Genomic DNA, 25,425 nt, shown 5'->3' on the forward strand with positions numbered 1-25,425 from the left:
GGTGACCATCGACCGTGAACCCAAGTCCGCCCCGGGGCACGTCTCAGAAGCCTTCGAGAACGATCTTGCCTTTGGTCTTGCCGCTCTCGATGGCCAGGTGCGCCTTCTTCAGGTTTGCGGCATTGATCGGCGACAGGGTCTCGGTGACGGTCGTGCGGATCCTGCCTTCATCGACAAGGCGGGAAACCTCGTTCAGCAGCCTGCCCTGCTCCGCGATGTCTGCCGTCTCATACATCGAACGCGTGAACATCAGCTCCCAGTGGATCGACACCGCCTTGCGCTTGAACCCATTTACGTCAAGGGTTTCGGGATCGTCGATCAGGCCGAAGCGGCCCTGAGGTGAGATCAGCTCGCTGATCTCCTTGAGATGACGATGCGTTTCCGTTGTCGAGAAGACGAAGGCCGGAGCGCCGATGCCGAGAGCGGCAACCTGTTCGGCGATCGGCCTTGAATGGTCGACGACGTGATGGGCGCCCAGTTCCCTCACCCAATCCTGCGTTTCCGGACGCGACGCCGTGGCGATGACTGTGAGGTCCGTCAGCGCCCTGACGAGCTGTATCGCGATCGATCCCACTCCGCCGGCTCCACCGATGATAACGACGGCGTTTTCCGCGCCGGGAACAGGCCTGCGGATGTCGAGACGGTCGAAGAGCATTTCCCAGGCCGTGATGGCCGTCAAAGGAAGAGCGGCAGCCTCCGCATTAGAGAGCGTCTTCGGCTTCTTTCCGACGATCCGCTCATCGACCAGATGGAACTGACAGTTCGCGCCGGGCCGGATCAACGAACCCGCGTAGAAGACCTCGTCACCGATCGCGAAATCCTTGGCGTCAGAGCCCACTTCCACGACCTTGCCCACGGCATCCCAGCCGAGAATCTTCCACTGGTCCTGTTCCGGGTTCACGCCCTTGCGGATCTTGGTGTCTACAGGATTGACCGATACCGCCTGCACCTCGACGAGGATATCGCGACCTGCCGCCGTCGGACGCGGGAGTTCGACGTCTTGCAGCGCGTCTTCACGATCGATGGATCTTGCTGTCTTGTAAGCTACCGCCTTCATTTTCTGCCCTGCTTTCGCTGTTTGATATGCAAGATAACTTGGCATACATTGCCAAACACGCAATACGCACAAAACCAACATATAGTACCAAAAAGGATACTGTAGATGGGCAAGGTTCGCCATTCCCGGTTCGACTGCTCCCCCGGCTGTTCGGTGGAAGCCGCCGTTGGCCTCATCGATGGAAAGTGGAAGTCGGTTGTTCTGTTCCACCTTCTCTCAGGAACTCTCCGGTTCAACGAGATTCGACGCCACGTTCACAACGTCACTCCGCGCATGCTGACGAACCAGTTGCGCGAACTCGAAGCGGATGGGCTTGTCGAGCGCAAGGTTTACGCGCAGGTGCCGCCAAAGGTGGAATACAGCCTGTCTCCGCTCGGCCGCAGCATGGAGCCTATCCTGCTCGCCCTGAAGGACTGGGGCGATACGAACATCGGTCTCTACGGCAAGCCGCGCGCCACCGATCCGCGGGAAGTCAGTGATGCCGCATAGGGACGAAACCTCCCGCCGCGCAACCTCAATCACCAGGTTGGAGGTGAGGCGGAGTGCGACCGGAAGCGCCTCGCGACCGCGGTAATGGGATTGGCACTCAGTCGAAATGCCAACGCAAACGAACAGGCCGCTTGCCACTCTCGATCGGTCAGGTAGAATATGGCAAAATAGGAACCAAGGAACCGAACCGTGGCGCTCAGCATCAAGGATACCGAGACCGAACGCCTGGCGAAGGCACTGGCTGAGAAAACGGGGGAGACCATCACCATGGCGACCCGTCGCGCGCTCGAGGAGCGCCTGCGGCGCGTTGCCAATGCCGGCAACCGCACCGTTCTGCTCGAGGAACTCGCCGCAAGCCGCAAGCGCTGGGCAAAACTACCCGTTCTCGACCACCGTCCCGCCGACGAGATCTTGGAGTATGACGAAAACGGACTGCCGAGCTGATGGTCATCGACACGTCAGCAATCGTTGCGATTGCGTTCAACGAGCCGGAAGCCGAAGCATTCGAAACGAAAATCGTCGACGCGCCGCGGCGCTTCATGTCCGCGGCCACGATCCTCGAGCTTTCCATCGTCATTGAGGCGCGCCTTGGCGATGCAGGAGCAGCCGAACTGGACCTGTGGCTGCACAAGGCCGGCGTCGAAATCGTCCCGGTCGACACCGACCAGATCGCCATTGCACGCCGGGCATGGCGCAACTTCGGCAAGGGGCGCCATCCGGCAGGACTGAACTACGGCGACTGCTTCGCCTATGCCCTGGCCAAGACGCGCGGGGAGCCGCTGCTTTTCAAGGGCGATGATTTCTCGCGGACGGACATCGCCCCGGCATGACGCTGCAGCGCAAGACGCCGAACGCGTTGGCGATAAAGTCGGTGGCGTCGACCATTCGGTAAGTGCAGACGGTCACACCACCCAGCGACGTTTATCGGTCTGATACGGCCGGCCGGGGCGGTATCGGAAGACCTGACTTGCGCAAGGACCCGACAAAACGCTCTCGGTCCTCGGCTCTTGCATAGCGAAGCGCCGTCCAGGCCCATATGTCCTCGACGAAGCCACGCGCATGGGCCATCAGCCAATCCCGCTCGGCCGCTGCTTCCTCTGCGCGGCCGGCTTCCGCGAGGACGGCCGCCGCGATCAGGTGATAGGCGGGATTTTCGATCGCACCCGACTTCCCGATCCACATGATGGCCGTCTTGTAGTCTCCGCGGAAATACGCGCAGACCGACAGGATGGCCTCATAATAGCCAAGCGGCCCAGGGTTGCGTTCGCGCGCCTCAGCGATCAGGTTGCACCCCTCCTCCCAGCGTCCCGACACGGCGAGCCTGGAGCCATACTCCCCCATCAGTTCAGTGTCGTTCGGGTTGGTAGCCAGCGCCTGCTTGCCCAGCGCGAGGCTCGCATCGATCTGTCCGCTGAAGTAGAGCGCGAACATCTCGGCTTCGAGGGCGCGGACATTTTGTGGATCCAGTTCCATCGCACGACGCGCGGCGGCCAGCGCCCGGTCGAGCGATGCAGGCGACATCGTCGGATCAATCGGGTACCCGAAGCGGATCTCGTCGATATAGGTCTGCGAGAGGAGTGCCCAGGCCGTCGCGTAGTTGGGAAACCGCTCAACGGCATCCTCGAGACATTGGCGGACAACAGGATGGGTCTTGGCGTCGATATTGGCGCGGTAGGCGTAGTAGGACAGCGTACACGAATAGGCCGCCCAGTCGTCGGGCGCCTGAGGCACGCTCCGTTCCGAATCCGCCCGGAAGATGACGCCGTATGGCTGTCCAAGCGCTGTGGCCACCTGACTTGCGATGGCTTTCTCTATCGCGATCACCTGTGAGGGTTCGAAATCGGCCTCGTATGTCTGCGCCCACAAGACGCTGGCATCCTCCGTGCTTAAAATGCGCGCCTGCAAACGGACCTTGTCCTCCGCCAGGCTGACGCTACCCGACAGTTCGTAGCGTGCGCTTTGCGCGGCGTTGGCGTCGGCATCCCTATCCTCAACGGTGACTATGTCTTTGAACTTCGCGACCTGCCCAATGATCTCGTGCGTAAGGCCCTTCGCGAAGTTGGCCGAGCTGCCGGACTGAGTGAGGTCTTCGAAGGGCCGAACAAGCAGGCGCGGCACGGCAGGCGCGGCAGGATCGCCCCGCCAGGGCGAAGCACCAACGAACCAGGCTGCGACGGCTAGCAGACCAAGAACCGCGGCAGCACCGACAGCAAGAGGTCGCCGCTCGGCCGCGGCACCCGGCTGATTGGCAGGCAGGACGACGCGTGGCTGAAATACGGGGACATAGGCGCCCTTCGGGATCGAGATGACGACAGGATCCTCAGATCCCGCGCGCTGATAGTACTGTTCCAGTGCGCGCCGCAGTCGGCCGGCCTCAAGGCGGACGATCGGATCGGAGTGGGCGTCGAAATCAGCACCCCGCCCGAATACATCCGTAGCAATGGAGAAGGCCTTGATACGCTCGGCGCGGCCGCCCAGGGTCTCTTCGACGATGTAGGTGAGAAAGCGGCGCGATCGCGGCGTGGCGTCGAAGTCCGGGCTCTGCAAGATGCGCGCCAGCGCGTTTCGAACGCTGACGGGGCCAGCTTCTGCCGTCGATCCCCCCGGGGGAACGTCGGTCACAAACCCATCTGGCCCCTCGGTCGTTCCGCGTGGCCTCCGGATGCTCCGTACGCTTCCCAACCAATGACGCATGGCGATTGTTACCCCAAACTATGCGTAATGTTACGCAGAAGTTGCGCTCTGTCATCTTATAAACCAGCCGTGACGACAGCGAGGTCGGAGTTCGTCATGACAAGAGTGACGGCAGACGGAGTGCATGCGGCCATCCGGCATTTTCCGGACAGTGCCAGACGGATCGAGGCGCTCGCATGCGAAAACGAGGGCTTCAGAGACCTGTGTGACGAACTTGCGGCAGCCGAGGAGGCGCTTGCGGCAGTCGACCGCCTTGCAGAGGCCGCGCGAGCGGAGAGACGGCTAGAGTGGCTTTCGTTTATTCGCGGCGCGCTGGCGGAGATTGGCGCCGAACTTCGGCGCATCAAAATCGTGCCGATCGAACGCGGCAACCGGGGACAGCCGTGACAGTCCCAAATTTTTTGAAAATCAAAGAGGAGCGTGGAATGAAATCGACATTTACGGCTCTTGCTGTGCTTCTTTGCGCGGCGATGTCCGGGCCAGCGGTTGCACAGGATGCGATCCAGGCACCGGCGCAGAAAATGATCGGCGGCACGCAGAAGCCGCAGGTCGAGCCGGCGCTGATCGTCATGAACGCGGCCGGCGCCAAACTCGAGGGCAACAAACTGACGCTTGTGGGAGCCGCCCCCAACGCGATCATCTTCGCCGACCGGCCTGTCCGGGCCGCCGGCCATGCGCTCACTTCGCATCTGCTGGAGGAATGGGACGAGGGTTCCGACAGCTTCGCCAAGGATCCGCCCAACGCCACCGTATCGGTGTTTGCCAAGGACGGCTCGACCGTGAAGGACGTCGTCGTGACGCTGAAATCCCCGAAGGCCGACGCCGACAGCATAACGTTCGACGTCGCCGTTCTCGAAGGGGCGCTTCCCGCCGATGCGGACGGCCCCGCCTCGGTCTTCATCGATATCATCGGCATGCCGTTTACGCCTCTGTCCTTTGCCGGCGCAGCCCGTCGCACGGCATATCGCGGGGCGTTCTACGCCGGTGCTGCGGCGGGTGCGGCCTATGGCTATCGGGCGCTGCCGCCCGCGCCCTATCCCTACTATCACCCCTATTACCCTGCCCCATTGCCCTACTAACCAGCTAATTTGAGGGAGATCAGCCATGAACATTTCACGCCGTGCCGCGATGATCGGCGGCACCAGCCTCCTCGCCTCGACAACCGCATTTCCGGCAAATGCCTTCGACGGGCCGCTCACCGACATTGTGACCGGTTCGGAGGAATTCTGGACGGCCGTCGATGCTTATATCTACGGCTATCCGCTCGTGACGATGGAGATGACGCGACGCGTCATCACGAATGTCGCCGAGGCAAAGGGCTCGCGCGGCCCGATGGGCCATCTCATCAAGCTCAGGGAATATCCGAATGCGTCCTTCCGGGACGTCACGGCACCAAATGCGGACACGCTCTATACCACCGCCTTCGTCGATGTCGGCGACGAACCCTGGGTCTTCTCGTTCCCGGACATGGACGAGCGCTACTACCTCTTCCCCATGCTCGATGGCTGGACCAATGTATTCCAGGTACCGGGCACCCGGACCACGGGCGAAAAGGCGCAGACCTTTGCCATCACCGGGCCGAATTGGTCCGGCTCGCTGCCGGACGGCATCACCCAGTACAAGTCGCCGACAGCCATCGTCTGGCTTCTTGGTCGCATCTACTGCACCGGCACGCCGGAGGACTATGCGGAGGTGCACAGGATCCAGGATGCCTGCAAGCTGCAGCCCTTATCAACGTGGGGCAAGGACTATACGCCGCCTGCAGGAAAGGTCGATCCGGCCATCGACATGAAAACCGCCGTGCGAGACCAGGTCAACCGCATGACCGCGGTCGAGTATTTCACCCTGCTCAGCGAGCTGATGCTGCGCAATCCGCCGGCTGAAGCCGACGCACCGGCCCTCGAAAGGTTCGCCACGATCGGCATCACCCCCGGCCAGCCCTTCGACAAGACCAAGTTCGTCCCGGCCTTCGAGAAACGCGTCCCGGAGATCGGCTTTGCGCGCCTCATGCTGCATTTCAAGTCCAGCGATATTGAGAACATCAACGGCTGGGGGTTCACGACGAAGACAGGTGTCTACGGCACGAACTATCTCCAGCGGGCGCTCGTCACCGCCATCGGGCTAGGCGCGAATCGACCGCAGGACGCCGTGTACCCGACGTCGCGCAAGGACGGAAATGGCGTTTTCGCTCGCAGCTATGACGGGGCCAACCATTATGTCGTCACTTTCAAGAAGGGACAGCTTCCCCCCGTCAGGGGCTTCTGGTCGATCACCATGTACGACGAGAACTATTTCTTCGTGGACAATCCCATCAATCGGTACTCGATTAGCGCACGCCAGGACCTGAAGGCCAATCCGGACGGCTCCGTCGACATTCTGATACAGAACAAATCGCCCGGCACAGAGAAGGAAGCAAACTGGCTGCCTGCGCCCAAAGGCAAGTTCTACCTGATGATGCGGCTCTATTGGCCCGACGAGAACGATCCGACGATCCTGAACGGCTCGTGGGTGATCCCGTCCGCCAAACGCATAGACTGAGCGTTCGGCATCCGCTCGACGCCGTCCGGGATAGGGCAGCGGAAGGCAAGTGTACGGTTTCGGCCGGCACCCCTCCAGTCCCGGCGGCCTCGACGGCGGCCCCTCGCAGGCCCTGGCGCTTTCCGGCTTCATATTGCGGCCAGAGACGTACGTGACGGCCTTCCATGGCGACTTCCCCGGAAGGAGGACGTCATGCCGATCGACCTATCTCGGGAGCAGCAAGGGACAAGGCCGAGTCAGCCGGAAGTGGCCTTCCTTGCGTGCTGCCAACTCCGATAAACTTACGCCTGGAAGCGAGCGAACCTGCTCCGCCTGCATTGAGACCGCATGGTCCTGGTGAGCCTTGATCCCGATGGATGGCGCGGTGACGTCACAAGTCGATAGCCGGCTCCACAATCGCCATCGTGGCCTCGACGTGATAGCGCGCCGCCCGCTCCGCTTCGTCTTCATTGCGGTCGACGAGCGCTTGAAATATGCGCCGGTGCTGGAGATTGGTTTCTTTAACCTCGGCCTCGGAAAACAGGATCGGCACCCTGAGCATCCAGTAGTGGAACTGCGTCCGTTCATGGAACTGGGCAAGAAACAGGTTCTTCGAGGCTGTGACAATCAGCTTGTGAAACTGTGTGTTGAGACTGTTCAGGTCTGCACGAGTCAACGTTTCAACAGGCTCCATAGCCTCGATCAATCGCGCAAGCTGGTCGAGCTCGGCCGGATCAGCGTGGCGCGCAGCAAGCCTGGCGGTGGCCGCCTCGATCGCGGCCCGGCTTTCAAAGATGGCGCGCACTTGGGTCCGATCGATCGTTTCGACGACCCACCCTCGTTCGCGGCTCAGAAAACCCTCGCCTTGGAGCAACAGCAACGCTTCGCGCACCGGCGTACGCCCGACGTTCAGGCGTTCACACAGGTCGTCTTCGACCAGACGCTGCCCGGGCTTCAGCTCTGCGCCGAGAATCATGCTGCGCAGGCGATTGCGAACGTCCGATGCAATGAATTCGCCCGCCGAAGTCTTTCTTGAAGCCATGAAGCCTGTCCCTTTCTCGGTGACCGGTATCTCCGATTCACCGGAGGCGATATATCTCTTCGTATGGGGCAAGGACTTCCGACATTCAAGCTTGGGAAGTCACAAAGCCCAGTTACACCTGCTCTCCCAAATAACGCCGATGCGCTGCCTGACGGCCCACTTCATGCGCGGCACCAGTCCATGGCAACTGCCGGCAAGGGTCGACGGAGCGGCAGCGATCAGCGAGACCTCAGTCATGGCGATATTCCGTTGCTTCCGCGGCGTCACGCCGGCTGCCTTCTCCCCGGCGGGCCACCAGCCCGCTGGCAATAATCAATGCCGCACCTGCGACCGTTACCGCGTCCGGTATCGTTCCGAACACGAGGTAGCCGAAAGCTGTGGCCCAGAGGAGATGCGTGTAGGAAATCGGCGCCAGACGCGAGACCTGCGTCTCGGGCCGGCGATAGGCGAAGGCAATGGCGACATGCGCCGCCAGCCATAACGCAGCCATCGCGCCCGACAGCGCCACGTCGATGACCGACAATCCCCGGAAGACGAAGGGCAGCGCCGCCGTCAAGAGAACGAAGCCCGTCAGGGAGGAATAGGCGAGCGTGGTCGCCAGGCTGTCGGCAACCACCGCCCGGCGCGTCATCACCAGGGCCGTCGCCCAGCAGGCGGCAGAGGCGATCGAAAACAGTGCGGCGGGATTGTAGCCGGCAAGGCCCGGACGCAGGATGACCAGCACCCCGAGAAGGCCGCCGAAGACGCCAATCCACCGCCAGGCGGGCACGCGTTCCTTCAGGATCAGCACCGAAAGCAGCGTGACGAGGCAGGGGGAGATGAAGACAAGCGCCGTCGCCTCCGCCATTGGCTGCAAGTTGAGGGCAGCCACCAGCATGATTGTCGCTCCGGCCATGCCGACGCCGCGGACAAATTGTGCGGCCGGAGCCGCGCTGCGCGCCGGCCTGCCGAAACGCAGGCGGACAACTCCCAGCAGCATCAACGCCGCCAGATAACGAAACCAGGCAATCTGCAAGGGATGAAAAGTCACCGCCAGATGCTTGGCGATGACGTCCGATGCCGCAAACAGCACCATGGCGACAAGACAGAGAAAGACACTTTCGCGGCCCTGGACCACACCGGACAGGCCGAGGGCGGTTCCCGGTGCAGAGAAAAGGCGCGCCATGGAAGCGCTCAGGATTTGCGGACTTCGAGCACGATGCCGGCTTTTTCCCGCGTGTCGAAATAGCAGAAGCCCGAACCGTCCGTGCGCTTGCCCCGGGCCACCACGCCAAGGCCGAGCGCGCGGCCCTGAGCTTCGGCCGCATCGCGGTCGGCTACCTCGAAGCCGAGGTGGTAGACACCCTCGCCCCGCTCGTCGAGGAAATGCTTCTGTGGGGAATCAAGGCTCCCCGGATCACAGAGCTGAATCTGCACATTATCGATGTCGCAGCATTTGTAACGCATGGCGTCCGAGGCCGCCTTGTTGGGTACGTCGAACTCAACATAGGCACCCTTCTTGGGATAGTCGAACCAAGGGCCGACCCCGAGGCTCTCATAATAGGCGACGGTCTTTTCGAGATCGTGGACGACGATGCAGACGTGATGGAGGTTCTGGAAGAGCTGGGTCATGTCGGTTTCTTCTTTCGGAATGCGCAAGGTCCTGCCGGCTCGCCGATGAGCGAGCCGCCGGGTTTACGACGGGATGTCTGGCGGGCTAGTGCGCCTGCAACAATCGCGCCAGAAATTGCCGGGCTCGTTCGCTCTTCGGCGCGGTGAAGAAGTCCTTCGAGGGGGCATCTTCTGCAAGGCCGCCGCCCTCCATGAAGATCACCCGGTCGGCCACGTCCCGGGCGAGGCTCATGTCGTGGGTGGCGATCAGCATGGTCTGCCCTTCCTCGGCGAGCCTGCGGATCGTCTCGACCACTTCCTGCGCCAGCTCCGGGTCGAGCGCGGAGGTCGGCTCGTCGAGCAGAAGCACACGCGGCCGCATGGCGAGCGCCCTGGCAATTGCCACACGTTGCTGCTGGCCGCCGGAAAGTTCCGAGGGATAGGCGCCCGCCTTGGCCTTCAAACCCACTTTGTCGAGCAGGTCGAGCGCCAGCTCGGCGGCTTCCGCCTTCGACCTTTTCAACACGTGCACCGGACCACTCATCACGTTCTGCAGCGCCGTCATATGCTTGAACAGGTTGAAGTGCTGGAAGACCATGCCGATCTTCTGCCGCTGGCGGCTGATGTCGGCGTCTGTCAGTTCATACAGAGCCTCTTTTTCCAGCCTGTAGCCAATGAGGTCGCCATGAACGTAGATGCGGCCCGCTGAGATGGTTTCGAGGTGGTTGACGCAGCGCAGGAGGGTGGACTTGCCGGCCCCCGAAGGGCCGAGCAGCGCCACGACCTCGCCCTGCGGCACATCAAAGGTGACATCGGTGAAGGCCGAGACGGCTCCCCATTTCTTGGAGACGCCGACCATGGAGACGGCGTGGGACTGTTCAGGCGCGGTGCTCATCTTTGCGGGAAAACCTTTTCGAGGACGGTCTGGATCGCTGTCGCGAACGCGGTCATGACGAGATACCAGAAGGCGGCGACGGCCAGCAGTTCGACGACCCGGAAGTTCGAGGAATAGATGTCGGTCGCAACCCGCAGCAGCTCAAGATAGCCGATGGCCGAGGCGAGCGAAGAGGATTTCAGCAGCATGATGTACTGGTTGCCGGCCGCCGGGATGATGATGCGGCCGGCCTGTGGGATGATGACCTGGCTAAGGACCTTCAGCTGCGTCATGCCGAGTGCCGTTGCGGCGGCCCGCTGGCCCTTGTCCACGGCCAGGATGCCACCGCGGATGATCTCGCCCATGTAGGCCCCCTCCGCGAGGCTGAGCCCCGCAAGCGCTGCCAGGAAGGGCGTGACCACGGCGGTCGTCGGCGCGTTGATCAGCGGCGCGTCCATGAAGGGCAACGCCAGGTAGATGTTGGGGAACATGATCGGCACGGCGTTGAACCAGAACACGAGCTGGATCAGCATCGGCGTGCCGCGGAAAAGATAGACATAGGTCGCCGAGATCGCCACTAGGATCGGATTGCCGCTGACCCGCATCAGGGCGACGACAAAGCCGATGATGCTGGCGATCACCAGCGCGAGCGTGCCGAGGACCAGGGCGTTGAAGGCGCCCATCACGATCATCGGGCTGAAGATGTACTCGCCAACGACCGACAGATCGAGGATCCGCGACCGGACGGACGCAATCACGATCGACGCGACGACGAACAGGGCAAGGGCACCCAGCACCCAGGAGCCCCACCGGCGCCTGTGGATGATGGGAAGGTCGGGAATTGATGGAACACTTGCGGCGGTCATTGCCATTGCCCTGCTGTATCTCAGTTACGCTTGCTTGCCGGCAGGTTGATGGTGATCTCGGCCAGTGCGCCGCCACCAACACCCCATTTGTCCATGATCTGCTTGTAGCTGCCGTCGGCAAGCATCTCGTCCGTTGCCTTCTTCACGGCATCGCGCAGCGCCGCCTGATCCTTGGCGAAGCCCCATGAGGTGATGTAGGGGGTCAGGATGTAGTTGCCGCCGACGATGGCGTACTTGCCGGGGAACTGGGTGCCCATGTAGGCGAGCGCCGGGAAGTCGCCGAGATAGGCGTCGACGCGCTTCAGGTCGAGCTGCATGCGGGCATCGGGGGCGGACGGCAGTTGCTCGGCGCGGATCGCCTCCTTGCCGCCTGCGACGCATTCGGCCGAGGCAGCTTCCACCTTCTCCATGATCACGCGGCTGCCGAGAAGCGTGGCGACCGACTTGCCGCAGAAGTCGGCGATGGTCTTGTAGTTCGCATCGTCCTCGGCACGGACCATCATGCTACCGCCGGACTGCATGTAGTTGACGAAATCGAGCTTCTGTTCGCGCTCCTCGGTATCGCTGATGCCGCCCGAAGCCATGTCGAAGCGCTTGGCCTCGATGCCGGGGATCAGGGCTGCGTATTCGGCCTGGACGAAGGTGAGTTCGAGCTTCAGGCGCTTGGCGATCTCGCGCAGGAGATCGGCGCTGGCGCCGGAAACCTCCTGGCTGCCCGGCTCGCGGAACTCGATCGGCGGGAAGGTCTGCTGAGAGCCGACCTTCAGGGTCCCCCGATCCCTGATTTCGGACGGGACGAGCGAGGCCGCATCCTGGGCGAGCGCCGTGCCCGCCACAAACATCGCGAGTGCCGCGACGGCAAGGCCCTTGGCTGTATTTCCTGCTTTCATTTCTGATTCCCCTTTTCATTGACATTATGGTTGAGCGGCAGGGGAAGGCGACATGATTCCGCCGCCCTCCACATTCGATCACCGGGCGATCGCTCGCGGTTAGCGCGTGTCGGCGCCGCGTCCCGGGATGTTCGACGGATTGGGGCGGTCGGCGCGCGGGCAAGGCGCGGCAGCCTCGAAGACCGCATTGACCTGGTCGATGTAGTCCTGTGGGAAGCCCCACTGCTTCAGACCGGCCGGAATATGCTCCCAGTAGAAGTTCGGCGGACGCATCGCGATACCGGGGGTGATCAGACGGTAGGTCCAGCAGTCGTAGCTCTTGCCATCGTCGCCGTAGACCGTGACGCAGCAACGCTCGAAATCGTCATAGTCTTCCTCGAAGTGCTTCGGATCGTGCTCGAACACGACGCCGAACGCCTTGTTGCCATAGGCTTCCGCGGTGTTGAGGAAGTGGCACCAGCCGCGATCGGTACGGTCGCCGGCAGCATGGAAGCGTAGCGCGTGATTGGCGGCATAGCCCTTGGTCACGGCCTTTGCCTGCGGCATGAACCGGGCGATTTCGATGTCGTGCAGCCAGGTGCAATAGGCGAAATAGTACATACGTAACCTCTTTCCGGGCGGGGCATTTTCGCGCCGCCTCTCTGCTGAAGGATTCTATCGAAGGATCGGCACCGACTTGCGATGTCTCAAGCCGCCTCCCAATCGTTCGTATATTTGTTCGTATATTTTACCGTATATCTTGTCAAGCAGGCTCGATTGCGATTTGAAAAGGCAGAACGCACGCAGCGGTTGGCGGGGCCTGCACGTCGGTGCCTTGCGATGGATCCGGAGGTGTTCGATGCAGTTCAGCTTCCACCACACCCATGCCTTTCCCGGTTGCAGGGTCAGCATCGAAGGCGATCGGAGCGATGCGGCGGCAGACGCGACGGTCGAGTTCAGCGACGGCAGCATCGCGCGCGGCTCCCAAGTCGGCGACGGCCCCGATATCATCCTGTCGGTTTCACCCTACCGGACGGTGCGGGGCACGGACATACCGGCGAAGCGCTGGCGGCTCGCACGAACCGGCAATGGCTGGAAGGTGACTGCCCGCCTTCCAGGGCCGACCTGAGCCACATGAATCGCCGCATCCGACACCCGATGGAATTTCAGCGGCATCCTCGGAGAAAACACGAAAGGAGCGCCGCCGGGATACGCAGCCTCCGAGCAAGTGTCAGATTATTCGTATATTTCTACGATCGCAGGCAGCCTAGATTTCACCCGTCCCCGCAACGGAACGGAGAGAGGGTGAACAATGAAAACAACAGCATTCGCAGCGGCGTTCGCAGCGCTTTTTGGCGGCCTCGTCGGCATCGCGCCGGCCATGGCTGAGGACATAACCATCGGTGCGGTCATTCCGCTGTCCGGCGCCAGCGCCACGACCGGCAAGGACCAGAGCCGGGGCATCGAGCTGGCCGTCAAGCAGGTCAACGCCAACGGCGGCGTGCTCGGAAAGCAGTTGAAGGTGATCGTCGAGGATTCCGGCGGCAAGCCGCAGACGGCGATCGACGCCGCCAAGAAGCTCGTGTCGGTCGACAAGGTGCCGATCGTCATCGGCGAGTACTCCTCGGGCAACACGATCCCGCTCGGACAGTACCTCGTCCAGGAAGGCATGCCGCACATCAATCCGGCCTCGACCAGCGGCCTGGTGCGCGACATCGGCGCCACGTCCTACAGCGTCGTCGGCCTCGACAACGTCTCGACCGAATTCGCAGCCCAGGACGTCCTCGACCATGGCTGGAAGAAGGTCGCCGTGCTGGCGATGAACAACGCCTTCGGCCAGGGCGTCGCCGAGGAGTTCAAGAAGCACTTCACCGCCAAGGGCGGCGAGGTCGCAACGACCGTGATGTACACGATCGGCCAGTCCACCTATCGCCGCGAACTGCAGCAGGTAGAGGCCGCCGAGCCGGACGCATACGTCTTCACCGCCTATGGCACCGAGGGCGCGCTGATCATGCAGGAAGCCTTCGAGCTCGGCATGCAGGAAGGCAAGCCCTGGTACTCGATCCTCATCACGATGATGAACAAGGATACGCCGGCCGAGTTCAAGAAGGGCCTGATCGGCATGGACGTCGGCTACATCGGCGAAGACGGGGACTCCTACAAGAGCGAGTACGAGACCGCCTATGGCGAGACGTTCCTGTCGGCCTACGGCGGCTACGCCCATGACGCGGTCCTGTTCGCCGCCGCAGCTCTGAACAAGGCCGGCAGCACCGACAAGGCCGCTGTCCTGAAGGCCATCGAAGACCTCGGCAAGGAAGGCGTGAAGGGCGCGACCGGCGAGATCAAGCTCGATGCCGACGGCCAGCGCACGCACCAGCCCTACCTGAAGTTCAAGGTCGAGGGCGAAAAGCTCGTCGCCTACGAGTAATTCGAACAGAGGGGGCTGCTGGCAACGGCGCCCCCTTTTTCGCAGCGCCTCGAGCGCTCTTGAAGCCCGCCGCCAACAGACGGACTTATCCATGTTTCAATTCATCTTCGATACCTTGATCAGGTCGGTCGACCTGGCGCTCATTGCCGTCGCGCTGAGCGCCGTCTACTCGCTGATCAAGTTTCCCAATGTCGCGCTCGTGCAGTATGCGGTCGTCGGCGCCTTCGTCGCCATGTCGCTGCATGCCGCCGGCCTCCCCATCCTCCTCGCCGGCCTGCTCGCAGCCCTGTTCGTGGGCCTGCTCGCCGTTCTCTTCAACGTGCTGATCTTCGAGCGGCTGCTGAAGGTCGATTCCGCCATCGCCCTGATCGGCTCGCTGGCGCTGAGCATGATCCTGTCGGCGGTGTTCCTCTTGACCTACGGGCCGACCGCCTACCGCTTCAAGCTGGAGGTCACGCCGGCCATGCGCATCCTCGGCGCGCGGATCACCGACCACCAGATCACCACACTCGTCGTCACCGCCATTTCGCTTGGCCTGTTCGCGCTGGTCCTGTTCAGGACGAGCCTCGGCCGCGAGATGCGGGCGACCGCCACCAACGGCGTACTCGCCGCCGCCACGGGCATCGATACCCGCCGCGTCACCAATGTCGTCGTCTTCCTCTCCGGCATGCTGGCGGCGCTGGGCGGCATCACGCTCGCCATGCGCGGCAGCGTCAGCATCGACCTCGGCACCAACATGCTGCTGCCGGTCTTTGCCGCCGCCATCCTCGGCGGGCTCGGCAACGCTCTCGGCGCCGTCGTCGGCGCCATCGTGATTGCCGCAGCCGAGACCGTCGTCACCAACACCAACGTCGGCCCCCTCGTCGGCGCGGATTTCTATTTCCTTCCGGCGAGCTACGCCCCGGTCGCCTCCTTCGCGATCCTGGTAATCTTCCTGCTCTTCCGTCCGAGGGGTCTTTTCGTCAGCGAGGTGAGCCGTGTTTGACTTCTTCATCCACGTGGCCTCGATCGCCTGCCTCTACGGCGTGCTGGCCCTCAGTCTCAACCTGCAGGCGGGCTTCACCGGGCTCGTCAACTTCGGCCTGATCGCGCTGTTCGGCTGCGGCACGTATGGCGCAGCACTGGCAAGCGGCATGGGCTGGCATCCGCTTCTCGGCCTGCCCGCCGGCATCGCCATGGCAGCCCTGCTCGGGCTCTTCTACGCCCGGCTCGGCCGCAAGCTTTCCAGCGACTACTGGGGCATCGCGACGCTCTCGATCGCCGAGATCATCCGCATATCGGTCACCAACGAGCAAGCGCTGACCGGCGGCGCGCAGGGCATATCCGGCCTGCCGCTGCTGTTTGCCGGCCTGAAGCCCTATGACGGCGTGGCGCGGCTTGCCCTCTATGCCGCCGTGCTCGCGCTCGTCTGGCTCTTCTGCCAGCGCCTGGTGAAAAGCGCCTTCGGCCTGTCGATGAAGCTGATGCGCGAGGAGCCGCAGCTGGCCCGCTCGCTCGGCTACGATCTCGACCGGATCCGCCGTGTGGTGATGCTCGTCAGTGCGGCCATCGCCGCCTTCGCCGGCTTCCTCTATGCGCATTACCTGACCTTCGTCGGGCCGGACCAGCTCGTCTCGCCCGAGACCTTCCTGATCTGGTCGATGGTCATCATCGGCGGCATCGCCAACAACCGCGGCGTCATCGCCGGCGCCTTCCTCATGCAGTTCGCCATGGCCTACGTGCCCTTCGTCAAGGACGCGCTGGACCTGCCGACCGACTTCGTCGCCGCCGCCCGGCTCATCATCGTCGGCGGCGGGCTGCTCGCCTTCCTTCTGTGGCGGCCGAAGGGGCTCTTCCCCGAGAAAGTAGGAGGCAGCAATGGCCGGTAAGCTTCTGGAACTCAAGGATGTCTCAAAGGCCTTCGGCGCCCACAAGGTGCTCGACCGCATCAGCTTCGGCGTCAGTGCCGGCGAGATCGTCGGCCTGCTCGGGCCCAACGGCTCTGGCAAGAGCACGGCCCTCAACGTCATCTCCGGCTTCCTGCCGTCGGATGGCGGCGAGATCCGGCTTCAGGGCGACAACATCACCAACGTTTCGGCGCAGCGCATCACCGGGCATGGGCTTGTCCGCACGTTCCAGCTGCCCTCGATGCCGCACCGCATGACCGTGCGCGAAGTGCTCCAGGCAGGCGCGAGCGGCAACGCAAGCCTCGCCTCGATGCTCAAGCCGTTCCGCTTCGACGACGAGCTGGACGAGCTTCTGGAGTCGTTCCGGCTGACGCATGTCGCGGACCTGCCGGCAAGCGCGCTTTCCGGCGGGCAAAAGAAGCTCCTGTCGGTCGCAACCGCCTTGCGCAGCAAGCCGAAGCTGCTGTGCCTGGACGAGCCGACCGCGGGCGTCCACCCGAACCTCCGCTCTGACATGGTAACGATCCTGAAGCGGTACCGTGACAAGGGCGTCGCCATCCTCGTCGTCGAGCACGACATGCTGTTCATCCGCGAGCTCTGCTCGCGCTGCGTGGTGCTGGACCGCGGCGAGATCATCGCCGACTGCGCGCCGCGCGAACTGGAAGACAACGCGCGCGTCGTCGAGGCCTACCTCGGCAAGGCCGTCGAGAAAGGAAAGGTGGCCCTGTGATTGAAGCAAAGGACATCAGGGCCGGATACGGCGACGGGGCCGACATCCTCACCGGAATCTCGCTTTCCGCCGACCGCCGGGAGATCGTCACCATCCTCGGCCCGAACGGATGCGGCAAGTCGACCCTCTTGAAGACGATTGCGGGCTATGTGCGCCCGCGCGCCGGCAGCATCACCTTCGGCGGCACCGACGTGACCGCCGTGCCCATCCACGAGAAGGTGCGCCATCACAAGGTCGGCTACGTGCCGCAGACCGACAACGTCTTCGGCACGCTGACGGTCGCCGAGAACATCCTGCTCGGTGCCCGCCAGCTCGCAAAGGCGGAGAAGGAAAAGCGCTTCGCCGCGCTGATGGATCAATACCCTGCGCTGGCCGGCAAGAAGAACCGTAAGGCGTCCGCCCTCTCGGGCGGCGAGCGGCAGATCCTCTCGCTCGCCCGCGCGCTGATCGCCGGCCCCGAGATCCTGCTGCTCGACGAGCCCTCGGCCGGCCTCTCGCCCCTGATGATGCACGAGGTTTTCGATGCGATCGGCGCGATCCGCGACAGCGAAGGGATGTGTATCCTCATGGTGGAGCAGAACGCCTTCGAGGCGCTCGGCATTGCCGACCGCGCCTACGTGCTCTCGCTTGGCCAGGTGGCGATGACGGCGAAGGCATCGGATCTCCTGGAAGATCCGGCCATGCGCAAGCTCTACCTCGGCGGGGAAGTCCACGCCGAGTGAGGCGGACCGGGCTGCGCGCATGCGCCGGGTGCGCCGTCAGGCCTGTGACGGAAAAGGTCGCAGGCCTGACGGCGCATCTCAAGATTCCGGCTGCCGGTTGCACGTCGCAGCGGCATCGCAAGCAGCGTCGGCGTCAGAGCAGGATCGGCAGCGGGCTGTCGTTCTTGATCTCTTCCATGACGGCGTAGGTGCGCGTCTCGCACACGCCGGGCCAGGCCAGAACCACCTCGCCGAGGAAGCGCCGGTAGGACACCATGTTCGTCAGGCGGGTCTTGACGAGGTAGTCGAAGCCACCCGCCACCATGTGGCATTCGATGACCTCGGGCGCCTTGCGCACCGCCTGGGCGAACTTCTCGAAGACGTCCGGCGTCGTCTTGTCGAGCAGCACCTCGATGAAGACGAGGAGATCGAGCCCCATCAGGATCGGATCGAGCCGAGCGGCGAAGCCGGTGATGAAACCCTGGCGCTGCAGCCGCTTGAAACGGTCACTCATCGATGTGGCGGGTATGCCAACACGCTGGGCGAGGTCGGAATTGGAGATGCGTCCATCCGTCTGCAGGATGGTGAGTATCCGGCGATCGATCTTGTCCAGGGCCAACGGGTGAAGCTCTCAAAAACCTGACATATATTGTCTCGTATATTAACAGATCCGAGCGTTCAAGACCGGAGGTTGGCATTTTCAACCCCGAGACCGACGAAGCGGCGGTCATGCTGTCGCATCCACGGAAATGATGCGCCCGGCTCGCACGTCCGACGACGATTGCAGCCGCCGTCGGTAGCCCCAACGAATGGTCTGTCGCCAAAACCACCTCCCGGCGACATGTCAGGCTGACGCCATCATCGTCGCGACAAGGCACATGCGCTGTGGACGCCATGGCGGGAGGGAGGACCGCCCACTGCAAATTTGGGATCATTCGAGCTCTCGCGGCGCCTGCGGCCCAGGAACGGCCGTCCTCGGCGGCGAAGCCGGACGGAGGTCATTGTCGTCTCGACGCCGTCATATGATACCATGGCAAGCAGATGACGGCGGCCGAGGATGTTGCATCCTGCCAGACCGATGCGGATGACGCGACGCAGGTGCGTCGCGCTCACCGACAACAGCGGCAGGTGGTGTTCGAGGCGTTGCGCCTCAGCCTGCGAAACGATATCGCGTGCCTATTGGAGTGTTTACTCCCTAGCAGGCAGCATGGTCGCTGGCCGACCTTTCCGCGCGCTGGCCAAGCGTGCGCTGCAACTCACATGGCCAGCCGGTCCCAGCAATTGTTCAGCCCGGTCGGCAGCTTGTGCTTCATGATCCGCTGGCTGGGCGTGCGCTCGAACTCGTCGACCACCGCGATGTAGCGCGGGTTCTGGTAGGCTGCCAGCCGTTCGCCGAGCCAGATGGAAAGCTCAGCGGGCACGATCGCGCTACCGAGCTTCGGCTTGACGAAGAGCTTGATGTCCTGCTCGCCGATCTCGGCGGCAACGCCGATCATGGCGCAGTCTTCCACCGCCGGATAAGAGGCAACGACGTGCTCCACTTCCCACGCGGACACGTTCTCGCCCTTGCAGCGGACGCTGTCCGTCAGGCGACCGTGGAACCAGAGATTGCCGTCCGCGTCGAAGGAGCCCGAGTCGCCGGTGTGCAGCGCGCCGTTGCGCAGCGCCTTTTCCGTGGCTTCCTGATTGCGCAGATAACCCTTGAACAAGGCACCCTCCAGGGACGTGCGGACGACGATCTCGCCCTTCTCGCCGACCGGCACAGGCTTGCCGTTCTCGTCGAGGATCTCGACGGTGAACCAAGGCATCGCCCGGCCGACCGCGCCGACGACGCCGTTGTCGTTGCAGGTCGTGATGCTCGATGCCTCGGTCATGCCGTAGCATTCACGCATCTCGACGCCGAAGCGTTCGCTGAACAGCGGCCAGACCTCCTTCGGGCAGCCGCCGCCCCAGGCGATCCGAACGGGGTGCTTCTTGTCCAGCTCGCTTTCCGGCTGCTTCAGGAGGATCTGCGGAATGCCGCCGAGATAATGGATGTGCGTCGCGCCGTAGGTGCGGACCTGATCCCAGAAGCGGCTGGCGGAGAAGCGGTCGACCATTGCGAGCTTTATATCGTCGATGATCGGCAGGACGATGAGCTGTGCCCCGCCGATGTGATAGAGCGGCTCCCAGACGAAGAACACGTCGCCGGCCTTTGCGAGCGAAAGCGTGCGCACAGCCTCGCCGGCGAGACGGATCATGCCGTGGGTCACGAGCACGCCCTTCGGCCGCCCGGTGGTACCCGACGTGTACATGATCGCAAAGAGGTCGTTGGCGGCAGGTGCGGGCGCGTCGAAACTCGCATCCATGTTGAGGATCGCCTCGAGTGCACCGGAAGAGGTTTCATCCCCCGCGACGATTATCGCGCCCCGATCGATCGCCGCACCGCAGTCCCGGACGGTCTGCGTCAGATCGGCGTCGCAGACGACGGCACCGGGCTCGCAATGCTCCAGGATGTAGCGCAGCCCCTCGCCGCGAAGCTGGGCGTTGACCGGGACCCAGACGACGCCGGCCTTGGCGAGGCCGAAGAGGACGGCAAGCGAGAAGCGCGAGTTGCGCATCATCACTGCGATGCGGTCGCCGGGCTTCAGCCCACGCCGGCGCAGCTCGGCGGCAAAGTTGCCGGACATCGCATCCAGCAGGCCGAAGGTGATCGGCTCGCCGTTGAACTGCGCGAACACCTGGTCGGGCACGCGGGCAGCCTTGGTCTTGAAGCTTCCGATGAAGCCTTCGATCGATACAGTCATGGGAGGCACTCTATCTATGCTTGGGAGGAGCGGCGGAGTCGTTCCGCTGCAAGGAGAAGTGTCGTCACGACGATGAAGACGACGACGGAGACCGCGGCCAGCGTCGGATTGAGCTGGAGGATCATGTCGTCCCACATCTGCTTGGGCAGGGTCGTCTTGACGCCGCCGCTGACGAAGATCGCGACCGTCAGCTCATCGAAAGACGTGATGAACGCGAAGAGGAAGGCGGCGGTCAGGCCGCTCTTGATCAGCGGGACCGTGACGAAGCGCAATGCCTGGACCCTGTTCGCACCCAGTGTGGCTGCGGCCTGATCGAGGCGCCAGTCGTAGCTCTTCAGCACGGCGGCGATGGCAACGAAGGCAAACGGCAGCGCCAGGACGGTATGGCCGATAACCAGGCCGACGTCGGTTGCCACGAGCCCCATCTGGGCGAACAGGTAGAACAGGCCGACGGCGATGACGATGCGCGGCACGATCATCGGGGCGAGGAAGAGCGCGAAGATGAGGCCGCGCCAGCGCGAGTTGGACCGGGCAAGCGCCAGGGCCGCGAAACCGCCGATCGCGGTCGCGACGATGGCGGTCGCAAACGCCACGCCGAACGAGCGGATCGTTGCTGCGACCCAGAGATCGGACGTGAAATAGGTGCGGAACCAGTCAAGGCCATAGCCCGGCGGCGGGAACTCGAGGAACTGCGAACTGGTGAAGCCGATTGGCAGCACAACGAGTGTCGGCAGCATCAGGAAGGCGAACATCAGCGCACAGTAGAACGCCAGCATGCGCGTGGAGACCGCCTGCCCCAGCACCCGATTGGCGCCGGTGCTGACGGCGCTGCTGACGCCGGCCAATGCGTCCAGAACAGCCAGTCCGAGCCCCCGCAGCACGCCCTTGCGCCCGGATTTTCCATCCGAAGGCTCGCCTGAAAGGCTGGAAAGCCCGAAGACACGGTCATAGAGCCAGCACGTGACGAGAGCCGTTGTCAGCATCAAAGCCGCCAGAGCGCCAGCGAAAGCCCAGTTCAGGATCTCCTGCACCTGCACGATGATGAGCTGGGCCAGCATGGTCTGCTGGCGGCCGCCAAGCAGCGCCGGGACGATGAAAAACCCGAGCGAGGAGATGAAGGTCAGCAATCCTGCCGCCGCGGCACCGGGCAGCGACAACGGGAAATAGACAAGCCAGAAGCCCTTGGCAGGCGTCGCTCCAAGCGTACCGGAGGCCTGCGTCAACCTGCGGTCGATACCCGTCATCACCGGCAGCATGGTCAGCACGGCGAGTGGCGTCATGGCATGCACCATGCCGACCATCACCCCGAACTCGTTGTGCAACAGCTCAAGCGGCTCGCTCAGAAGGCCCGTTCCCATGCCGATCTGGTTGATGACGCCGGTGCGTCCGAGAACGATGACCCAGGCAAAGCTCTTGACGAGATAGCTGGTCCAGAACGGGACCATGACCAGCAGGATCATCGTGCCGCGCCTGTGCTCCGGCAGGCGTGCCAGCCAGTAGGCCAGCGGATAACCGAAAAGAAGCGAGAAAAGCGTCGTCAGCGCGGCGATGCGGAAGGTAATCAGCAGGACGCGGAAATAGACGTCGGTATCGAAGATGCGCGCGTAGTGCGCCATCGTCAGCGCGCCGGTATCGGCGTCCTCGAGGCTGAGCCCCATCAACCGCGCCACGGGAACGAGGAAAAACACGGCGAGGAAGGCAAGGCCCGGTGCGGCCAACCAGAGCGGGCCGAAGCGGAAGCGGCGGGGTGCGGGCGAAACGGCGTGCGAAACAGCGGTCGTGGTCATGGCGTCACCAGTACGGCTGCTTCGGGCTTCCAGCTCAGCGTAATGTTCTCGCCAAGCTTAGGCAGCGGCTTGCCCGGCAGGACGCGGACGGTCACGCGCTCGTCCGCGGCGACCTCGACGAGGAGTCGGGTTTCCGATCCGGCATAGACGATCTCGGCCACGTTTCCGCGAACTTCGTTTTCGCCGGCAGAGCCGAGCTCGATATGCTCCGGCCGTACGACGAGCGCCATTTCTGCGTCATTTGCAAGGTTGTCGCCGTCGATCCGCAGGCGGCCGCTGGCGGTGGCGAGATGCGTTGCGCCGTCGGCACCGCACTCGACGCGACCCCGGAATATATTGGAGATGCCGATGAAATCCGCGGCAAACGCGGTGCGCGGACGCGCATAGATTTCGTGCGGCGGCCCGATCTGCTCGACGCGGGCATGGTTCATCAGGCAGATGCGATCCGAGAGCGCCAGCGCTTCTTCCTGGTCGTGCGTGACGTAGATGATCGTCGCACCGGTCTTGCGGTGCAGGTCCTTGATTTCGAACTGCATGTGCTCGCGCAGTTTCTTGTCGAGAGCGCCGAGCGGCTCGTCCATCAGGATGATGGCGGGCTTGTAGACGAAACAACGTGCGAGGGCGACGCGCTGCTGCTGGCCACCCGAGAGCTCGCGCGGGAACCGGCCGGCCAGGTGGCCGAGCTGCACCATCTCCAGTGCGCCCGCGACCTGCTTCTGGATATCGGCGGAGCTGAGGCCCCGCATTTTCAACGGAAAGCCGATGTTCTCGGCCACCGTCAGGTGCGGAAACAGGGCATAGTGCTGGAAGACGAGGCCGATATCGCGCTTGTGGACCGGCGTTTGGGTCTCGTCCCTTCCGTCGATGAACAGCCGCCCCTGCGTGGGGGCGACCAGTCCGCTGACCATCTGCAGCAAGGTCGTCTTGCCGGAGCCCGAAGGCCCGAGAAGCGTCAGGAACTCGCCCGGTTCGACCGCAAGATGCGTGGGCTTGAGCGCAACGGCAGGGCCGTAGCTTTTTGCCAGTCCATCGACGAGGAGCTTTGGCTGATTGGCTTGATCGGGCTTGGCGAGCATGAGTTTTCTCCCTTAACCGAGGATCCAGGCGTTGAACCGTTCCGTCATTTCCGAACGATGGGCGCTCCACCAGTCTTCACGCGCAATGGTCATGAGCTTCAGGTTCGCCTCGGACGTCGGCAGAGCTGCCGCCCGCTCGGCCGGGATGCTGTCGTAGGCCTTCAGGTTCGTCGGGCCGTAGGCGAGGAATTCGGTGAAGACCGCCTGCTGCTTCGGATCGGCGCAGAACTTCACGAACTGGCGGGCGATTTCCGCGCGTGGCGAGCCCTTGGGAATGCCCCAGCCTTCGATCGAGTAAAGACCCTGGTTCCAGACGATCTTGACCGGCGCGCCACCGTCGATGACGGCCTGGGCTCGGGCGTTCCACAGTGCGATCAGGTCCACCTCGCCGCTCTGGATAAGCTGGCTCGACTGGGCGCCGCCGGTCCACCAGACGTCGACATGCGGCTTGATCTTCTCCAGGCTCGCATAGGCGCGCTCGATGTCGAGCGGATAGAGCTGGTCGAGGGCCACGCCATCGGCAAGCAGAGCCTGTTCCAGCGTATCGATCGGGTTCTTGCGGAGCGCACGGCGGCCGGGAAACTTCTCGACATTCCAGAAGTCCGTCCACGACGCCGGCGCCTTGGCTGCATCGAACTTGTCGGTGCGATAGGCCATGATGGTCGAGTACACGTCGATGCCGAGCCAGACCGGCGTCAGCGAATCCGGCATCAGGCCGGGTGCGTCGGCAGCAGTGAGGTTGATCGGCTCCAGAAGGTCGCGCTTTTCGAGAATGTCGCGCGCCGAAAGCGTCAGCGTGCAGACGTCCCAGCTGTAGGACTGGGTCTCGACCATCGCGCGGAACTGGGCGGTCGGCTCGGCGTCGCGGGCGACGTTGATGACCTTGATGCCGGTCGCCTTTTCGAAGGGATCGTAGAAGGCCTTGCGGTAGCCGGGGCCGTAGGGTCCACCGGGATCTGCCACGGTGAGCTGTTCATTGGCCCATGCCGTTCTCGTCAGGATGGTGGGAGCGGCCAGCGCTACGCCGAGGCCGCCTCCGATTTTCAGCAGGTTGCGGCGGTCAATCAGCATTCGCTTGTCGTTGGTCATTCTCTTACCCTCTGGTTTGTGGATTGTTGCGCCGCCTCCCGGGACGGCTTCCCGACCTGTCAGCTTGCCTTTCTGGCGGCGCGCTCAGCGAGGAAGAGCTCCATCATCCGCGCCGGTTCACCGGAAGCATACGCCTCCCGCTGGATGCGGACACCCGCTTCGAGGCAGTCGCGGAACCCGGCTTCGGTCATTTCCTTGAAGCGCTGCTTGTCCAGACGCATGGCGACCGGCGGCTTTGCCGCGAGTTCGCGCGCAAGCGCAAGCGACTCTTCCATGACTTTTTCCTGCGGCACGATGCGGTTGATGATGCCGATCGCATGGCACTCGTCCGATTCCATCAGGCGGCCGCTCAGCGTCAGGTCGATGGTGCGGGCGAGACCGATGATCTCGCGCATGATCCAGGGGCCGGTGGTGCTGGCGATGCCGGAATTGATTTCGGGCTGGCCCATGCGCACGCCCGGATGGCCGATGCGGAAGTCGCAGAGCAGCGCGACCTGGAAGGCCGAGCCGGCGGCCACGCCGTTCAGCGCCGCGATCAGCGGCTTCGACAGCGAGCGCATCGCGTCATAGAGACGCTCCCACTCGCCGACCCATTCCTTGCCGCGCTCGGCGTCGAAGGTCTTGGTCTCGTTCAGGTCCTGGCCGGCACTGAAGGCACGGTCTCCGGCGCCGGTGAGGATGATCGCGCGGATCCCCTCGTCCTTCTCGAAAGCCTGGAACGCCTCGACCAGTTGCTTGCGCATCGCGCTGTGCCAGGCATTCAGGATTTCCGGGCGGTTCAGGGTGATGACGCCGACCTCGCCGTGCTGTTCCGTCAGGATGAAGCGATCCATGTTTCTCTCTCCGTTTCGATGCAGTAACTATTGCAATGCAATAACTAATATGGAATAGTGTGTTCATATATATTTTTTATGTCAAGAAGCTTTTCCGCGATGCGATGGTTC

27 protein-coding genes are annotated in these 25,425 nt (G+C 63.3%); 12 read left to right on the forward strand and 15 right to left on the reverse strand.

The annotated features are described in order from the left end of the window. Positions 1-43 precede the first annotated feature (43 nt). Positions 44-1,057, reverse strand: coding sequence for a zinc-binding alcohol dehydrogenase family protein (locus CRO48_RS24920; protein WP_097142469.1), 1,014 nt, complete (start codon positions 1,055-1,057; stop codon positions 44-46). A gap of 105 nt (positions 1,058-1,162) precedes the next feature. Between CRO48_RS24920 and CRO48_RS24925 the strand changes: the two genes are divergently transcribed. From CRO48_RS24925 to CRO48_RS24935, 3 genes are all read left to right on the forward strand, one after another. After that, complete coding sequence (locus CRO48_RS24925; RefSeq protein ID WP_097142470.1) at positions 1,163-1,546, forward strand: winged helix-turn-helix transcriptional regulator; 384 nt, start codon at positions 1,163-1,165, stop codon at positions 1,544-1,546. Positions 1,547-1,735: 189 nt separating this feature from the next. After that, complete coding sequence (locus tag CRO48_RS24930; RefSeq protein ID WP_097142471.1) at positions 1,736-1,990, forward strand: type II toxin-antitoxin system VapB family antitoxin; 255 nt, start codon at positions 1,736-1,738, stop codon at positions 1,988-1,990. Then, positions 1,990-2,376 carry a type II toxin-antitoxin system VapC family toxin gene (locus CRO48_RS24935; RefSeq protein WP_097142472.1) on the forward strand — a complete coding sequence of 129 codons (387 nt, stop codon included), beginning with the start codon at positions 1,990-1,992 and terminating at the stop codon, positions 2,374-2,376. The genes CRO48_RS24930 and CRO48_RS24935 overlap by 1 nt, the downstream gene beginning before the upstream one ends. Positions 2,377-2,467: 91 nt before the next feature. Here the strand turns inward: CRO48_RS24935 and CRO48_RS24940 are convergent, their stop codons facing one another. Next, positions 2,468-4,168 carry a hypothetical protein gene (locus CRO48_RS24940; protein WP_097142473.1) on the reverse strand — a complete coding sequence of 567 codons (1,701 nt, stop codon included), beginning with the start codon at positions 4,166-4,168 and terminating at the stop codon, positions 2,468-2,470. A gap of 168 nt (positions 4,169-4,336) precedes the next feature. On the opposite strand from CRO48_RS24940, the gene CRO48_RS24945 reads away from it, so the two are divergent. The 3 genes from CRO48_RS24945 to CRO48_RS24955 are packed head-to-tail and all read left to right on the forward strand — an operon-like array spanning position 4,337 to position 6,778. Next, positions 4,337-4,627 (forward strand): hypothetical protein, encoded by a 291-nt coding sequence (locus tag CRO48_RS24945; protein ID WP_141402120.1) that lies wholly within the window; start codon positions 4,337-4,339, stop codon positions 4,625-4,627. Positions 4,628-4,665: 38 nt separating this feature from the next. Next, the gene (locus tag CRO48_RS24950; RefSeq protein ID WP_245423656.1) at positions 4,666-5,319 is read left to right on the forward strand and encodes a hypothetical protein; all 654 of its coding nucleotides are present in this window, start codon (positions 4,666-4,668) and stop codon (positions 5,317-5,319) included. A gap of 25 nt (positions 5,320-5,344) precedes the next feature. Then, positions 5,345-6,778, forward strand: coding sequence for a DUF1254 domain-containing protein (locus CRO48_RS24955; RefSeq protein ID WP_097142475.1), 1,434 nt, complete (start codon positions 5,345-5,347; stop codon positions 6,776-6,778). Between the two features lie 370 nt (positions 6,779-7,148). On the opposite strand, the gene CRO48_RS24960 is transcribed toward CRO48_RS24955, so the two are convergent. The 7 genes from CRO48_RS24960 to CRO48_RS24990 form a co-directional block, all read right to left on the reverse strand. Continuing rightward, positions 7,149-7,799 carry a GntR family transcriptional regulator gene (locus CRO48_RS24960; RefSeq protein ID WP_097142476.1) on the reverse strand — a complete coding sequence of 217 codons (651 nt, stop codon included), beginning with the start codon at positions 7,797-7,799 and terminating at the stop codon, positions 7,149-7,151. 229 nt (positions 7,800-8,028) lie between these two features. Then, positions 8,029-8,964, reverse strand: coding sequence for a DMT family transporter (locus CRO48_RS24965; protein ID WP_097142477.1), 936 nt, complete (start codon positions 8,962-8,964; stop codon positions 8,029-8,031). 8 nt (positions 8,965-8,972) lie between these two features. Then, complete coding sequence (locus tag CRO48_RS24970) at positions 8,973-9,410, reverse strand: VOC family protein (protein ID WP_097142508.1); 438 nt, start codon at positions 9,408-9,410, stop codon at positions 8,973-8,975. 85 nt (positions 9,411-9,495) lie between these two features. Beyond that, complete coding sequence (locus CRO48_RS24975) at positions 9,496-10,284, reverse strand: amino acid ABC transporter ATP-binding protein (protein WP_097142478.1); 789 nt, start codon at positions 10,282-10,284, stop codon at positions 9,496-9,498. Further along, positions 10,281-11,129, reverse strand: a complete 849-nt coding sequence (locus CRO48_RS24980) for an amino acid ABC transporter permease (protein ID WP_097142509.1) — start codon at positions 11,127-11,129, stop codon at positions 10,281-10,283. Before CRO48_RS24980 ends, CRO48_RS24975 begins: the two co-directional genes overlap by 4 nt. 20 nt (positions 11,130-11,149) lie before the next feature. Further along, positions 11,150-12,019, reverse strand: coding sequence for an ABC transporter substrate-binding protein (locus CRO48_RS24985; RefSeq protein ID WP_097142479.1), 870 nt, complete (start codon positions 12,017-12,019; stop codon positions 11,150-11,152). Positions 12,020-12,118: 99 nt separating this feature from the next. After that, positions 12,119-12,619 (reverse strand): gamma-glutamylcyclotransferase family protein, encoded by a 501-nt coding sequence (locus CRO48_RS24990; protein WP_097142480.1) that lies wholly within the window; start codon positions 12,617-12,619, stop codon positions 12,119-12,121. 238 nt (positions 12,620-12,857) lie between these two features. On the opposite strand from CRO48_RS24990, the gene CRO48_RS24995 reads away from it, so the two are divergent. The 6 genes from CRO48_RS24995 to CRO48_RS25020 all read left to right on the forward strand — a co-directional run bounded on the left by CRO48_RS24995 (position 12,858) and on the right by CRO48_RS25020 (position 17,764). Beyond that, positions 12,858-13,127: a hypothetical protein gene (locus tag CRO48_RS24995; RefSeq protein ID WP_097142481.1), complete on the forward strand. Its 270-nt coding sequence runs from the start codon at positions 12,858-12,860 to the stop codon at positions 13,125-13,127. Positions 13,128-13,310: 183 nt separating this feature from the next. Then, on the forward strand, positions 13,311-14,426 hold the full coding sequence (locus CRO48_RS25000) for an ABC transporter substrate-binding protein (RefSeq protein ID WP_097142482.1): 1,116 nt from the start codon (positions 13,311-13,313) through the stop codon (positions 14,424-14,426). A 91-nt stretch (positions 14,427-14,517) separates the two neighbouring features. Continuing rightward, positions 14,518-15,411 (forward strand): branched-chain amino acid ABC transporter permease, encoded by an 894-nt coding sequence (locus tag CRO48_RS25005; protein ID WP_097142483.1) that lies wholly within the window; start codon positions 14,518-14,520, stop codon positions 15,409-15,411. Further along, positions 15,404-16,294, forward strand: a complete 891-nt coding sequence (locus CRO48_RS25010; RefSeq protein ID WP_097142484.1) for a branched-chain amino acid ABC transporter permease — start codon at positions 15,404-15,406, stop codon at positions 16,292-16,294. Before CRO48_RS25005 ends, CRO48_RS25010 begins: the two co-directional genes overlap by 8 nt. Continuing rightward, complete coding sequence (locus CRO48_RS25015; RefSeq protein ID WP_097142485.1) at positions 16,284-17,042, forward strand: ABC transporter ATP-binding protein; 759 nt, start codon at positions 16,284-16,286, stop codon at positions 17,040-17,042. Before CRO48_RS25010 ends, CRO48_RS25015 begins: the two co-directional genes overlap by 11 nt. Next, complete coding sequence (locus tag CRO48_RS25020; protein ID WP_097142486.1) at positions 17,039-17,764, forward strand: ABC transporter ATP-binding protein; 726 nt, start codon at positions 17,039-17,041, stop codon at positions 17,762-17,764. The genes CRO48_RS25015 and CRO48_RS25020 overlap by 4 nt, the downstream gene beginning before the upstream one ends. Positions 17,765-17,897: 133 nt before the next feature. Here the strand turns inward: CRO48_RS25020 and CRO48_RS25025 are convergent, their stop codons facing one another. The 6 genes from CRO48_RS25025 to CRO48_RS25050 form a co-directional block, all read right to left on the reverse strand. Next, positions 17,898-18,362: an Lrp/AsnC ligand binding domain-containing protein gene (locus CRO48_RS25025; RefSeq protein ID WP_097142487.1), complete on the reverse strand. Its 465-nt coding sequence runs from the start codon at positions 18,360-18,362 to the stop codon at positions 17,898-17,900. 637 nt (positions 18,363-18,999) lie between these two features. Beyond that, the gene (locus CRO48_RS25030) at positions 19,000-20,529 is read right to left on the reverse strand and encodes an AMP-binding protein (RefSeq protein WP_097142488.1); all 1,530 of its coding nucleotides are present in this window, start codon (positions 20,527-20,529) and stop codon (positions 19,000-19,002) included. A 14-nt stretch (positions 20,530-20,543) separates the two neighbouring features. Then, on the reverse strand, positions 20,544-22,316 hold the full coding sequence (locus tag CRO48_RS25035) for an ABC transporter permease subunit (protein ID WP_097142489.1): 1,773 nt from the start codon (positions 22,314-22,316) through the stop codon (positions 20,544-20,546). Further along, positions 22,313-23,392, reverse strand: a complete 1,080-nt coding sequence (locus CRO48_RS25040) for an ABC transporter ATP-binding protein (RefSeq protein WP_097142490.1) — start codon at positions 23,390-23,392, stop codon at positions 22,313-22,315. The genes CRO48_RS25035 and CRO48_RS25040 overlap by 4 nt, the downstream gene beginning before the upstream one ends. Positions 23,393-23,404: 12 nt before the next feature. Then, positions 23,405-24,481, reverse strand: a complete 1,077-nt coding sequence (locus tag CRO48_RS25045) for a polyamine ABC transporter substrate-binding protein (RefSeq protein WP_097142491.1) — start codon at positions 24,479-24,481, stop codon at positions 23,405-23,407. 59 nt (positions 24,482-24,540) lie between these two features. Beyond that, a complete protein-coding gene (locus CRO48_RS25050; protein ID WP_097142492.1) occupies positions 24,541-25,314 on the reverse strand; it encodes an enoyl-CoA hydratase/isomerase family protein in 774 nt (257 codons plus the stop codon). Positions 25,315-25,425: the final 111 nt, after the last annotated feature.

Origin of the sequence: Rhizobium subbaraonis (assembly GCF_900220975.1) — a bacterium.
GTDB classification, from domain to species: domain Bacteria; phylum Pseudomonadota; class Alphaproteobacteria; order Rhizobiales; family Rhizobiaceae; genus Mycoplana; species Mycoplana subbaraonis.